Raw genomic sequence first — 12,940 nt, 5'->3', positions numbered from 1 at the left:
CGGATGACGGTACGGACATGACAGCAAAGCAACCTGAACGGCGCGTGCGCATCGGCGCGGGCGCCGGCTACTCGGGCGACCGGATCGAGCCCGCGGTCGAACTGGCCGAACACGGACAGCTCGACTATCTCGTCTTCGAATGCCTGGCCGAGCGCACGATCGCGATCGCGCAGCAGGCGCGGCGCCAGGACCCGGCACTCGGCTACGACCCGCTGCTCGACGCGCGGATGCAGGCGGTGCTGCCGGTCGCCGTGCCGAAGGGCGTGCGCATCGTGTCGAACATGGGCGCGGCGAATCCACGTGCGGCCGCGCGGCGCACCGCGCAGATCGCGCAATCGCTGGGTTTCACGAAGCTGAAGGTCGCGGCGGTCGAGGGCGACGACGTGCTCGACGTCGTGCTGCGCGGCGCATTCCGCTTCGAGGAATCGGGCGACGACGTCGCCGCGTATCGCGACCGCATCGTGTCTGCGAACGCGTACCTCGGCGCCGCGCCGCTCGTCGATGCGCTCGCGGCCGGCGCGGACGTCGTGCTGACCGGGCGCGTCGCCGATCCGTCGCTGTTCGCCGCACCGCTGATCCACGCGTTCGGCTGGCGGATGGACGACTGGGACACGCTTGGCGCCGCGACGGTCGTCGGCCACCTGCTCGAATGCGCGGGGCAGGTGACCGGCGGCTATTTCGCCGATCCCGGCTACAAGGACGTGCCGAACCTCGCGCGGCTCGGGTTTCCGATCGGCGAAGTGGCAGCCGACGGCACGGTCGTGATCACCAAGGTGCCGCACGCGGGCGGCCGCGTGAGCGCGGCGACCTGCAAGGAACAGCTGCTCTACGAGATTCACGACCCGGCGCGCTATCTGCAGCCCGATGTCGTCGCGGATTTCACGCAGGTCACCGTGGCCGAGGAGGCGACCGATCGCGTCCGCGTGACGGGCGGGCGCGGCACCGCGCGGCCCGATACGCTGAAGGTATCGGTGGCTTACGTCGACGGCTGGATCGGTGAAGGGCAGATCTCGTACGGCGGCCCTGGTGCGCTCGAACGCGCACGTCTCGCGCTCGAGATCGTCCGCGAGCGGTTGGCGATGACCGGTGTCGCCGCGACCGAGCTGCGCTTCGACCTGATCGGTGTCGATTCGCTGTATGGCGACGCGACGCCGGCCGTGCGCGGCGAGCCGGCCGAGGTGCGCGTGCGGGTGGCCGGCCGTGCGGCGAGCGCCGCCGAAGCCGCGCGCATCGGCAACGAAGTCGAGACGCTCTATACGAACGGGCCGGCCGGCGGCGGCGGCGCGTTCAAGTCGACGCGGGAGGTGATCGCGGTGCAGTCGGTGCTGCTGCCGCGCGCGGCCGTGACGCCGTCGTTTTCATTCGTGGAGGCATGATGCAACTGCGTGAACTCGCGCATGCGCGCACCGGCGACAAGGGCAATACGCTGAACGTGTCGGTGATCTGCCACGATCCGCGTCATTACGATCACCTGCGCACGCATCTGGATGCCGACGCCGTGAAGGCGTGGCTCGCGGGTATCGTGCACGGCGACGTCGTGCGTTACGAACTGCCGGCGCTCGGCGCATTCAATTTCGTGCTGCGCGATGCGCTCGGCGGCGGCGTCACGCGCTCGCTCGCGCTCGACGCGCACGGCAAGTCGGTCAGTTCCGCGCTGCTGGCGATCGAGGTGCCCGCCCCGGCGTGACGGAGGTCGCCGCAGGCGGCGGGCCAGCGCTTACGGAATCAGCAGTTCGCGCAGGCCGTTGGCGTGCTCGATGCGTTCGCCGCCGATGTGCAGGCGCTGATCGCGGCGATAGTCGTAGACCGCGCGCGACGCGGCGAGCTGGTCGAAATCGAGTTCGACCGCATGACGCGATTCGGTATTGCCGGCTTCGAAGATCAGGTTGCCGAACGGATCGGCCGCGAGGCTGCCGCCCGCGAACACGACGTCGTGCGCGCTGCCGCCGACGCGGTTGGCGACCACCGCGAACACCTGGTTCTCCATCGCCCGCGCCGTGGCCGACGTGCGGTGGACGGGGCGGTACGGCTCCATGTTGCCGTCGGTGATGAGGATCAGCTCGGCGCCGAGCGCGGCGAGCGCGCGGCCGGTTTCGGGGAATTCGTTGTCGTAGCAGATCAGCAGGCCGATCCGCACGCCGCGCCATTCGATCGTCGCGAAACGGTCGCCGGGCAGCACGACGCCGCGCTCGCTCACCCACAGATGCGTCTTGCGATAGCGCAGCGCGATGCCGTCCGGCGTGACGAAGACGGTCGTGTTGTAGAAACGGCCGCCGTCGTTCTCGATCAGCCCGACCACGACCGCCACATCGCGTGCGCGTGCGGCTGCGATGACGGCGCCGACGCTCGGGCCGTCGAGCGGCTCCGCGCATTCCGCGAGATTCGACGAATCGAGGAAGCCGGTGAGCTGCGCTTCCGGAAACATCACGATGTCGGTGCCCGGAGCGCAGGTGGCGATCGCGTCGAGCGTGCGTTGCAGGTTGTAGGGCGTGTCGCCGTCGCGACCGGCGAGCTGGACGATATCGAGCTTCAGTTTCATGGCGATGTCGGTATGCAGGGGCCCGTCGCCGGTGGCGCCGGAAGGGTGGGTAAGGAGGCCCCAGTATGCGCCGAAGCGGCGGATTTCCCATCCCGCCGGCGCGTTAACCCTTCGGGGGTATTGATCTGTGACGCCGCCGGTGGCGGCCCGCGATGCGCGTCAGGAGCCGGTTTGCGCGTTCAGGAACAGCGAGAACAGCTCCGATTGCGAGTTGATCGCGAGCTTTCCGTAGATGTTGCGGCGATGGACCTTGACCGTCTCGGCGGAGATCGCCAGCTTGTTCGCGACTTCCTTGTTCGAGCGGCCGCTCAGGATCAGCCGGATCACGTCGAGTTCGCGCGCGGTGAGCGGCGTGCCGAGCCGCGCCATCGCGCGCTCGAAGCCGTCCTGCGCATGGTTGCCGGCCCGCGGCGGCACCGCGGCTTCGACGGCGGCCGGCTCGAACGCGAGCCGCTGCCGCATCAGCCCGGCCACCCACGGCCGGATCAGGTCGAGCAGCGCCACCTGCTCGGGGCTGAAGCGCCGCTTGCTGCCGAGCGACAGGCACAGCGTGCGTGCATCGTCGAGCACGACGTTGAACTGCACCTCGTCCTCGACGACGTTGTGCGTGAAATAGAGCGTGTAGTACTCGGTATCGCGGAAGCATTCGGGCGCGACGTCGGACAGCCGGAACAGGCCGCTCTTCGGCGCGTCGCGGTTCGCGATGTAGAACGGGTCGAGCTGGTACAGGCCCTGCACGTAGTCGCGGAACAGCGGGTCGGGGCCGCCGCCTTCGTACGGGCATTCGGCGAGCACCTGCGGGCGGCCGTCGCCGAACGTGAGCGCGACCCAGCTGTCGACCGCGACGTATTCCTCGATCAGCCGGATCAGCGCCAGCCAGAAGCCCGGCTGGTCGAGCGACTCGATGAGCCGCCCGACCGAGCGGTGCCAGGCGACGTCCTGCAACGTGAGGTTCATGCGTGGGTCCATGTCGGGCAGGTGCGATGTGCGCTTGCGGTGCCGCGCCGTGCGTGTACGCTACGGGCTCGCGGGCCGGTTCCCGCGCGCATCGAACGGAGCCTGGGTGAAGAACGAGATCGTAACGCCGGCCGGCGCGAATGGCGAGGCCGGATGCCGCCGCCGGTTCGCGGCGGTTGTCGCCGTGCCTGCTGCGATGGCATGCCTGGGCGCGATGGCCGTGCAAACGGCTGCTGCCATGCCGCCGGCGTCGTGTAATGAGCAACTGACCCGGTTGATCGTGCCGGCACTGCGGCCGGCCGGGATGAACCGGCGCGACATCCATGCCGACGTGGACGAGCGTGACGGCAACGTCTACCGCGTCAGGCTGTTCACGATGCCGGATCATCCGGGCACGCCGAATCGCGACGCGACGATCGGCTGGGTCACGCTCGATACGCAGGCGATGCGGGCGCTCGACGTCACGCGCGATCCCGACCGGCCGGACGTGCTGAAGATCGACCGGCGCGCGTTGTCGCGTTTCGTGGCGGCGTGCGTTGCGCCGGCCGCACCAGCCGCACCCGTGCGCGACGCCGTCGATTGCGATGCGCTGAACCGCCGCGCGCAGGCGCAGGGCGATTACGTGATGGGCAGCGATGCCGGGCGGGTCGTCACCGGCAAGGGGCGCCTGCCGTTCTATTCCGCGCCGGACGACGCGTGCCGGATCGACGGGCGGTTCATCGTCGAGCACGATCACGTCGATGCGCGTGCCGACTATGGCCGGTTCACGTCGGTCGTCTACCTGAATCCGCGCACGCGCGGCATCGCCGAAGGGTGGGTGCCAACCGCGCGGCTGAAGCCGGACGGCACCGGCATCGCACCACGGCAACCGTGATCGGGTGGGCCCGCCACCATTCGCGACACTTCTTTTCGACCAGAACGAACCACGTCATGACAGTCCCGCACCGGAACACACGTCTGAAGCCGCTCGCGGCTTCGCTCGCCGCGCTTGCGGTGCTCACCGCACTTTCCGCGCCGTCGCCCGTTCATGCGGCCGAGCCGGTCCAGCCCGATCGTCTGTTGACGACCTTCATCCACGACACATACGGCAACTGGCGCGCCGACCGCAAGGGCTGGCAGGCGGACGGGGACGATCTTGTCTATGCGCCGTGCGGTTCGCTGCGCGTCGCGACCGCGGACGGCCCGCGCACGCTGCTCGCGATGTGCGGCGAGACCGAGGCGGCCGTGCAGAACGGGATGCCGGGGATGGATTCGGACGCGACGACCGGCACGATCGACCTGTATGTGCTGAAACCGGCGGCGGACGGCAAGACGCTCGAGCCGGTCATGAAGAAAACGGAGATCGCGTCGGGCGGGCGCGGCGAGCCGGGCACGGTGCGCATCGAGCGGCTCGGGCCGCACCTGTTCGGGTTCGTCATCGGCGAAAGCGACACGCGGCAAGGCTATACGCAACGCTTCCGCAGGATCTGGCTGCCGGTCGGCCATGCACTGGTGCTGGCGGCGGCACGCCTCGACGAGGCGCTCGACAACGCGGATTCGACCGAATGTGCGAACGCGCGGGCGCGCTGCGAGGAACGCCGCTTCGAGATCGCGCCGGACCTGACCGGCACCGGCGACGTCTATCCGCTGACGGTCACGGAAACGGCCACGCGCGGCGACCAGACCATCCGCGCGCGCTACACGGTGAAGTTCGACGCGGCGCGTGGCCGCTACGTCGTGCCGAAGGCCTTGCGCGAAGGGTACTGATCCATCGCGCGCAGGAACGGGCGGCGTGGCGCCGCCCGCGCATCACACGTACAGATAGCGCACGAGGTGGAAGAACACCGGCGCGGCGAAGCAGATCGAGTCGACGCGATCGAGCATCCCGCCGTGGCCCGCGATCATCGAGCCCCAGTCCTTGGTGCCGAGCGAGCGCTTGACGGCCGACAGCACGAGGCCGCCGACGAAGCCCGCGATCACGATCGCGAGCGAGATGCCGAATGCCGACCCGAAGCTGAACGGCGTCACGCGATACAGCGATGCACCGCACAGCGTGGCCAGCAGGCCGCCGCCGATGAAACCCTCGACCGTCTTCGACGGCGACAGCTGCGGTGCGATCTTGCGCTTGCCGAACAGCTTGCCGACCACGTACTGCAGCACGTCGCTGATCTGCACGACGAACAGGAAGAAGAACAGCAGCAGCGCGTTCTGCCCCGCGTAGTGCGGAATGTCGAGGATCAGCACGGCCGGCGCATGGCTCAACCCGTACACGCACACCATCAGCGCCCAGTTGATCTTCGCGTTGCGGCTCAGGAAGTCGCGCGTGTCCTGTGTGAGCGCCGACACGAGCGACATCGCGAAGAACAGGTGCACGGGCACGAAGATCGAATACATCCCGTACCAGTTGATCCCGAGCAGCAGGTATTGCACGGGAATCGCGATGAAGAACGCGATGAACAGCGTCGTATGGTCGCTCGGCGTGGTGGGCGTGAGCGTGATGAATTCGCGCAGCGTCAGGTAGGACAGCACCGCGAACACGAGATAGGTGATGTTGTTGCCGAGGCCGATCGCGATCGCCATGATCGCGATCATCGCCCACCATGCGCGGATGCGCTGGTTCAGGTTGACGATGGTCGCGCTCGTGCCGCCGCTGCGTGCGCCGAGGATCGCGCCGATGACGGTCGCGACGACGAGCACGCCCGTGACGCCCGCGACCAGTTCCCAGAAAATGGTTCGCATTATCGATATCCGGAAAGGGGAGAAGAGGGCGCCGCGTTCAGCCCGCCGGCCGCTGCGGCGGCGCGAGCGCGACGACCGCGTCGCGCATGCGGGCGAGGAACGTCGGCTTGTCCTCGTCGGCGCCGCGCTGTTCGTTCGCACCGAAGTGCACCTTGCAGATCAGCGGCACCGGCCAGATCGCGCCCTTCGGCATGATCCGCTGCAGGTTCTCGAGATAGACGGGCGCGAGCGCGACGTCCGGAAACTCGGTCGCGAGGTGGAACAGCCCGCTCTTGAACGGCTGCGGCAGGATCTCGGCGCCGCGCGTGCCTTCCGGGAAGATGATGATCGAATGGCCCTGCTTGAGCGCGTCGCGCACCGGGTCCAGCGGGTCACCGCCGGATTCGCGGTGACGATCGATCAGCACGACGTTCAGCAGCTTCTGCGCGATGTGGCGCTTCATGTCGCTGCTGTCCCAGTAGTCGCGCGCGGCGACCGGCCGCACGACCGCGCGCACGTTGCGCGGCAGCGCGGCGAGGATCGCGAGCGTGTCGATGTGGCTCGTGTGGTTCGAGAAGTAGATCTTCTGCGTCGGGGACGGCGGCGCCTGATGCCAGACCGGATACGCGCCGGCGACGAGCCGCACGATGGACAGCAGGAAATCGCGCTGCCAGACGTTGAGGATGTTCATCGGCGCTGCGCCTCCTGCGTGCCTGCATGGCCCGCTGCGCGTGAGCGGCGGGCGGGACCCCGGAATGCCGGCGCGGCAGGATGCGCGCCGGACGGCCCTTGTTTAAATTTTTTCAAATTCGTGGCTGCCTGTCGCAGGTCCGCGATAATCGGACGAGTCGCCGTCACACGCTGTTGCGTCGCGGCGAATGCGCCGGTCGGCGGCGTGATAATCGGCTGTTGCACGAGCGCCCGTTTGCAGTTCGAATGGATCTCGCTGCGATCGGGCCAGCGGATTATCGCGAGTTTCCGTCAAAAACGCCAGATTGGCGCCGCGCGTGCGGGCCGGGCGCGCGCTTGACGCATCGGGGCCGCTCGGCGACGATTAGGGCCGTCCATGGAAGGCCGTCCAAGGCCGTTTCGCCGCCCGGGGCATGGCGGCGGGAAATGTATCCGACTGTGCCGCGCAAATTAAAACGATGAGCCTCTACGCACTCAAACCCAAATTCCAGAACACGCTGCGCCCGTTCGCGAACTCGCTCGCCGAGCGCGGCGTGACGGCCAACCAGGTCACGCTGTTCGCGGCCGGCGGCTCGATCGTCGTCGGCGCGCTCGCCGGCCTCGGCGTGTTTGCCCGCGCGCTGTTCCTGCTGATCCCGCTGTGGCTGTTCGCACGGATGGCGCTCAATGCGATCGATGGGATGCTCGCGCGCGAGCACGGCCAGAAGAGCACGCTCGGCGCGTACCTGAACGAGCTCGGCGACGTCGTGTCCGATGTCGCGCTGGTGCTGCCGTTTCTCGCGATTCCGGCGTTCGCTCCGGCAGACGTCTGGCTGTTCGCGCTGACGGCGGTGATCGTCGAATGCGCGGGGCTGATCGGTCCGCTGGTCGGCGTGAGCCGCCGCTACGACGGCCCGTTCGGCAAGAGCGACCGCGCGCTCGCACTCGGCGCGTTCGCGCTGTGGATCGGGCTCGGCTTTCCGGTCGGCGGTGTTGCAGCGTGGCTGTGGCGCCTGCTGATCGTGCTGTCGATCGTGACCGTGGTGCGGCGCGTGCGGGCCGGCATCGCGGAAAAGGGCGGTTGAAAGGGCGGTTGAAACAGTTGTCAACGCAGTTGCGGTACCGGGCGCCGGAGGGCGGCGCACCAAGATTCGAATAACGAAACGAGAGAAAAACGCATGAGCGCACGCATGGCCCGCGAGGCCGACTTCATCACGCACGACGGCGAAACGCTGTTCTATCGTCACTGGCCCGCCACGGGCCCGCGCTGCCGCGGCGCCATCGTGTTGCTGCACCGCGGCCACGAACACTCGGCGCGCGTCGCGCACCTGGTCGACGAGCTCGACCTGCCCGATTTCGCATTTTTCGCATGGGATGCGCGCGGCCACGGCCGCTCGCCCGGCGCGCGCGGTTTCAGCCCGAGCGCGGCCGCGTCGGTGCGCGACCTGCAGACCTTCGTCGAACATATCCGCGACACGCACGGCATCGCGATCGAGGACATGGCGGTGGTCGGCCAGAGCGTCGGCGCGGTGCTCGCGGCCACCTGGGCGCACGATTATGCGCCGCCGATCCGCGCGCTCGTCGTCGCGTCGCCGGCGTTCCACATCAAGCTCTACGTGCCGTTCGCGCGGCCGGGCCTGCGGCTGATGCACAAGCTGCGCGGGCTGTTCTACGTGAACAGCTACGTGAAGCCGAAATTCCTCACGCACGATCCCGAGCGGATCGCGAGCTATGCGTCCGATCCGCTGATCACGCGGCCGATCGCGGTCAACATGCTGCTCGACCTGCACGACACCGCGCAGCGGATCGTCGCCGACGCGGCCGCGATCACCGTGCCGACGCAGCTGCTGATCTCGGGCGCCGACTGGGTCGTGCATCGCGGCCCGCAGGACCGCTTCTTCGAACGCCTCGGCGCCGCGCGCAAGGAGCGCATCGTGCTGCCGGGCTTCTATCACGACACGCTTGGCGAACGCGACCGCGCGCAGGCGCTCGCTCCGCTGCGCGCCTTCGTGCTGCGCGAATTCGATGCGCCGAGCCCGCGCGTGTCGCTCGCCGACGCCGACCGGCGCGGCGCGTTCCACGACGAATACGCGGCGCTCGGCCGGCCGCCCGCGAATGCGTTCGCGCGGGCGTACTGGGCGCTCACGCGCGCCGGCCTGAAGGCCGGCGGCGCGCTGTCGGACGGCATCGCGCTCGGGCTGCGGCTCGGCTTCGATTCGGGCTCGACGCTCGACTATGTGTACCGCAACCGCGCGCAAGGGCGGCTCGGCGTCGGAGCGCTGATCGACCGCACCTATCTCGATTCGCCGGGCTGGGTCGGCATCCGCCAGCGCAAGGTGCATCTGCAGGAGCTGATCGGCGCGGCGATCGGCCGCCTGCGCGGCCACGGCACACCGGTGCGGATCGTCGACATCGCGGCCGGGCACGGGCGCTACGTGCTCGACGCGATCGCGTCGGCCGCCGAGCGCGACGGCGCGGCGCCCGACGACATCACGCTGCGCGACTACAGCCCGCCGAACGTCGAGGCCGGGCGCGTGCTGATCGCGCAGCGCGGCCTCGAGTCGATCGCGCGCTTCGAGCGCGGCGACGCGTTCGACGAGGCGTCGCTCGCGACGCTCGAGCCGCGTCCGACGCTCGCGATCGTGTCGGGCCTCTACGAGCTGTTCGGCGAGAACGCGCTGATCGAGCGCTCGCTGCGCGGGCTCGCGCAGGCCGTGCCGCCGGGCGGCTATCTCGTCTATACGGGGCAGCCGTGGCATCCGCAGCTCGAGTTCATCGCCCGTGCGCTGAACAATCACCGCGGCGAGGCGACCTGGGTGATGCGCCGCCGCTCGCAGGCCGAGATGGACGAGCTCGTCGCGCGCGCGGGCTTCCGCAAGCTCGACCAGCGGATCGACGAAATGGGCATCTTCACGGTCAGCCTCGCGCAGCGGGTCGACGCGTCATGAGCGCGCTCGGCGGCGGCGCGAGCGACCTCGCCGAACCGGCCTCGGCGGCCGATGCCGGCGCCGGCGCACGCGACGCGTCGCTCGCGCTGCGTTTCGGCTGGCTCGCGGTGATGGGGGCCGTGTTCTTCTCGACCTACGGCTTTGCGAACTGGCTCGCCGCGCGCCGCGCGGCGGTGCCGACCTTCGCGTTCGGCTGGGAACACGCAATCCCGTTCGTGCCGTGGACGATCGTGCCGTACTGGTCGATCGACCTGCTGTATGCGCTGTCGTTCTTTTTCTGGACGCGCCGCGCCGACCTGCTCGACCACGTGAAGCGGCTGTTGACCGTGCAGCTGATCTCGGTCGCGTGCTTCATCGCATGGCCGCTGCGCTTCGGGTTCGAGCGGCCCGACGCCGGCGGCGTGGCCGGTGCGCTGTTCACGCTGCTGATGGGTTTCGACAAGCCGTTCAACCAGGCGCCGTCGCTGCACATCGGGTTGCTCGTCGTGCTGTGGGCCGTGTATGCGAAGCACCTGCATGGCGCGCTCGCGCGCGGCGTGCTGCACCTGTGGTTCGCGGCGATCGGCGTGTCGGTGCTGACCACCTACCAGCATCATGCGATCGACGTGCCGACCGGCGCGGCCGTCGGCTGTCTCGCGCTGTTCCTGTTTCCGTTGCGCGATGCCGCGGGCCGCCTGCCGGGCGCCGATGCATTGCCGGGCGCGGCCGGTCGTGCGCTCGCGCGCCGCTATGCGCTTGGCGCGGTGGCGCTCGCGCTCGTGGCGCTCGGGTGCGTGCCGCGCGCACCCGGCTGGGCGCTGGCGGCAGGGTGGGTCGCGCTGGCGCTCGCCTGTGTCGCGTGGATCTACCGGCGCGGCGCGCCCGGCGCTTTCCAGAAGGACGCGCTCGGGCGATTCCCGGTCGTCATGCGCTGGCTACTCGCGCCGACGATTGCCGGCGCGTTCGTCAATTCGCGGCTTTGGACGTTCCGGCAGCCGGCGCCGGTGAGGATCGACGAACGCGTGTCGATCGGCCGCACGCCGACCACGCGCGACGTGCGCCGCCACGGTTTCACCGCGCTGGTCGACCTGACCGCCGAAATGCCGCGCTGGGCGTCGGTCGATGCGTCGCTCGCTTATGCGACCGTGCCGCAACTCGACCTCGTCGCGCCGACGGCTGCGCAACTCGCGCAGGCCGTCGCGGCGCTCGAACGCCTGCATGGGGAAGGGCGCGACGTGCTGGTCTGCTGTGCGCTCGGCTACGGGCGCAGCGTACTGTGCGCGGCCGCGTGGCTGGCGGCGCGACGCGGGCTCGGCGATGCGCGCGACGCGCTGGCCGCCGTGCGTGCGATGCGGCCGCATGCGGTGTGGTCGGACGACGGCGTGGCCGTGCTGCAGCAGTGGATCGATCGCCGTCGCGGCGCGGGAGGCGCGTGATGCGCGACCCGTCCGCGCCATTCAGGATTGCCGCCGCGCGCGGCGCGCTCGATGCGGGTGCGTGGGCGATCGCGGCCGCGCTGGCCGCGGCCGGCGCCGGCTGGTGGATCGCGGCGGGCTGGGCGCCGGCGACGATCGCCCGCGTGCTGCTGGCGGTGGTCAGCACCGGGTCAGGCATCGCGGCGCTGTGGTACGCGGTGCGGATCGAGATCGACCGCCGGTTGTTCGCCGCGCTCGCGCGTGCGGCGGCGGGCGACGGATCGGTCGACGACGGCCTCGCGGCGCTCGACCGCGCGCTCGCCGATCTCGGCTGGATCGATGCGTCGAAGGCCGGACGCGCACTCGACGCCCGCGTGCGCGGTGCGGTCGGGCTGTGCCGGGCCGGTGTGCTCGTCGCGATCGTCCAGTGGGTCGTGGTCGGGCTCGCGATCGCCGTGCCGCAGATCGGCTAGCGCCCGTACAAGGCCGCCGCCGCCGCCGCCGCCGCCGGCTCGTCGCGCCGCGTTACGCGTGAGCGACCCGCTGCGACCGCGTGCGCTTCACTTCATACATCGCCTGGTCCGCATGCTCGATCAGCGCGTTCATGTCGGTGCCGTCGTCGGGCAGCAGCGCGATTCCGACGCTGACGCCGAGCCGCATCGGGCGCCCCTCGAATTCGAACGGTTCGCTCACCTGACGCGCGAGCCGCGTGCTTTGCGCATGCGCATCGTCGCGGTTGCCGATGTTCGGCAGGATCACCGCGAATTCGTCGCCGCCGATGCGCGCGACCGTGTCCGAGCGCCGCACCGCCCCCTGCATCCGCGTGGCGATCTCGCGCAGCGCCGCGTCGCCCGCGCGATGGCCGAACCCGTCGTTGATCGGCTTCAGCCCGTCCATGTCGATGTTGAGGATGCCGAGCCGGCCGTTCGCGCGCAGCGTCGTATGCATCGACTGCCGCAGGCGGTCGTAGAACAGCGCGCGGTTGGGCAGGCCGGTGAGCGCATCGTGCGTCGCGCGCAGGTACAGTTCGTTCGCCTCGTTGCGCGCCGCGTGGAACATCGCGGCGGCGATCAGGTCGGCCGTCAGCCGCAGCGTGCCCGCGTCGGCTGGCGAAAAGCCGTCGACTTCCGGCGACATCACTTTCAGCACGCCGACGGTCGTATCGGCATGGGTGAGCGGCATCACGAGCATCGAGCGCAGGCCGACCCGCCGGCAGGCGTCACGATCCACGCGCGGGTCGGTTTCCGAATCGATGCAGTGCAGCAACGCGCCTTGCTGCACGCACAGGCCCGACAGGCTGCCCGAGCGCCGCAGCCGCAGGCCGAGCATCCCGGCGGCCGTGCCGGACGCGGCGCGGTACACCATGTCGTCGCCCTCGGCGAATTCGACCGCGGCGGCGCTCGCGCCGGTGAGCCGTGGCACCTGCTCCGCCACATAGGCCATCACGCTGCCGAGATCGAGGCCGAGCTTCGCGATCTCGGTCTGCGCGGCAATGATGCGCAGCAGCGTATCGGGGGACGGAGTGGCAATGTCGACGATTTGATTCAAGTCAGTTTTCCGTGAAAGAAAGCACATCCGGCGGCGTCGGAATGCGGTAGCATACGCGCCGCCTCGCGGCCGCGCGTTCAGGCCGGGCGGTCTGCAACGGACCGCCGCCGGCCAGCCGATCCGCGCCGGCAGTATGCCGTTCGGCCTGCCGGGCGACAACGGCGCAATTCTTGCCACTCATCCCTCTC

General features: G+C 69.8%; 13 protein-coding genes. 8 read left to right on the top strand and 5 right to left on the bottom strand.

Annotation, left to right across the window (positions count from 1 at the left end; genetic code table 11):
- Positions 1 to 17: 17 nt before the first annotated feature.
- Together CFB34_RS17100 and CFB34_RS17095 are read left to right on the top strand one after the other, a co-directional pair.
- Positions 18 to 1,376, top strand: coding sequence for an acyclic terpene utilization AtuA family protein (locus tag CFB34_RS17100; protein WP_089439795.1), 1,359 nt, complete (start codon positions 18 to 20; stop codon positions 1,374 to 1,376).
- Positions 1,376 to 1,687, top strand: coding sequence for a hypothetical protein (locus tag CFB34_RS17095; protein ID WP_089425890.1), 312 nt, complete (start codon positions 1,376 to 1,378; stop codon positions 1,685 to 1,687). The genes CFB34_RS17100 and CFB34_RS17095 overlap by 1 nt, the downstream gene beginning before the upstream one ends.
- 30 nt (positions 1,688 to 1,717) lie before the next feature.
- Here CFB34_RS17095 and CFB34_RS17090 read toward each other — a convergent pair whose 3' ends face one another.
- Both CFB34_RS17090 and CFB34_RS17085 read right to left on the bottom strand, forming a co-directional pair.
- Positions 1,718 to 2,539, bottom strand: coding sequence for a carbon-nitrogen hydrolase family protein (locus CFB34_RS17090; RefSeq protein WP_089439796.1), 822 nt, complete (start codon positions 2,537 to 2,539; stop codon positions 1,718 to 1,720).
- 159 nt (positions 2,540 to 2,698) lie between these two features.
- Positions 2,699 to 3,496, bottom strand: coding sequence for a LuxR C-terminal-related transcriptional regulator (locus tag CFB34_RS17085; protein ID WP_089439797.1), 798 nt, complete (start codon positions 3,494 to 3,496; stop codon positions 2,699 to 2,701).
- A 106-nt stretch (positions 3,497 to 3,602) separates the two neighbouring features.
- Between CFB34_RS17085 and CFB34_RS17080 the strand changes: the two genes are divergently transcribed.
- Together CFB34_RS17080 and CFB34_RS17075 are read left to right on the top strand one after the other, a co-directional pair.
- Positions 3,603 to 4,370: a hypothetical protein gene (locus CFB34_RS17080; protein ID WP_242808670.1), complete on the top strand. Its 768-nt coding sequence runs from the start codon at positions 3,603 to 3,605 to the stop codon at positions 4,368 to 4,370.
- A gap of 56 nt (positions 4,371 to 4,426) precedes the next feature.
- The gene (locus tag CFB34_RS17075; protein WP_089439798.1) at positions 4,427 to 5,242 is read left to right on the top strand and encodes a topoisomerase IV; all 816 of its coding nucleotides are present in this window, start codon (positions 4,427 to 4,429) and stop codon (positions 5,240 to 5,242) included.
- 42 nt (positions 5,243 to 5,284) lie between these two features.
- On the opposite strand, the gene CFB34_RS17070 is transcribed toward CFB34_RS17075, so the two are convergent.
- Both CFB34_RS17070 and CFB34_RS17065 read right to left on the bottom strand, forming a co-directional pair.
- Complete coding sequence (locus tag CFB34_RS17070; protein ID WP_089439799.1) at positions 5,285 to 6,214, bottom strand: phosphatidate cytidylyltransferase; 930 nt, start codon at positions 6,212 to 6,214, stop codon at positions 5,285 to 5,287.
- Between the two features lie 37 nt (positions 6,215 to 6,251).
- Positions 6,252 to 6,884: a lysophospholipid acyltransferase family protein gene (locus tag CFB34_RS17065; RefSeq protein ID WP_071334306.1), complete on the bottom strand. Its 633-nt coding sequence runs from the start codon at positions 6,882 to 6,884 to the stop codon at positions 6,252 to 6,254.
- A gap of 457 nt (positions 6,885 to 7,341) precedes the next feature.
- On the opposite strand from CFB34_RS17065, the gene CFB34_RS17060 reads away from it, so the two are divergent.
- The 4 genes from CFB34_RS17060 to CFB34_RS17045 all read left to right on the top strand — a co-directional run bounded on the left by CFB34_RS17060 (position 7,342) and on the right by CFB34_RS17045 (position 11,677).
- Complete coding sequence (locus CFB34_RS17060) at positions 7,342 to 7,947, top strand: CDP-alcohol phosphatidyltransferase family protein (RefSeq protein ID WP_089439800.1); 606 nt, start codon at positions 7,342 to 7,344, stop codon at positions 7,945 to 7,947.
- A 93-nt stretch (positions 7,948 to 8,040) separates the two neighbouring features.
- On the top strand, positions 8,041 to 9,810 hold the full coding sequence (locus CFB34_RS17055; RefSeq protein ID WP_089439801.1) for a bifunctional alpha/beta hydrolase/class I SAM-dependent methyltransferase: 1,770 nt from the start codon (positions 8,041 to 8,043) through the stop codon (positions 9,808 to 9,810).
- Positions 9,807 to 11,225, top strand: a complete 1,419-nt coding sequence (locus CFB34_RS17050; protein ID WP_089439802.1) for a phosphatase PAP2/dual specificity phosphatase family protein — start codon at positions 9,807 to 9,809, stop codon at positions 11,223 to 11,225. Before CFB34_RS17055 ends, CFB34_RS17050 begins: the two co-directional genes overlap by 4 nt.
- Positions 11,225 to 11,677, top strand: a complete 453-nt coding sequence (locus CFB34_RS17045) for a hypothetical protein (protein ID WP_089439803.1) — start codon at positions 11,225 to 11,227, stop codon at positions 11,675 to 11,677. The genes CFB34_RS17050 and CFB34_RS17045 overlap by 1 nt, the downstream gene beginning before the upstream one ends.
- A 52-nt stretch (positions 11,678 to 11,729) precedes the next feature.
- On the opposite strand, the gene CFB34_RS17040 is transcribed toward CFB34_RS17045, so the two are convergent.
- A complete protein-coding gene (locus CFB34_RS17040; protein WP_089439804.1) occupies positions 11,730 to 12,929 on the bottom strand; it encodes a sensor domain-containing diguanylate cyclase in 1,200 nt (399 codons plus the stop codon).
- Positions 12,930 to 12,940: the final 11 nt, after the last annotated feature.

This window comes from Burkholderia sp. HI4860 (genome assembly GCF_002223045.2).
GTDB lineage: Bacteria > Pseudomonadota > Gammaproteobacteria > Burkholderiales > Burkholderiaceae > Burkholderia.
Note: the sequence above shows the minus strand (reverse complement) of the source record. Positions and strands in the feature narration are given on the sequence as shown.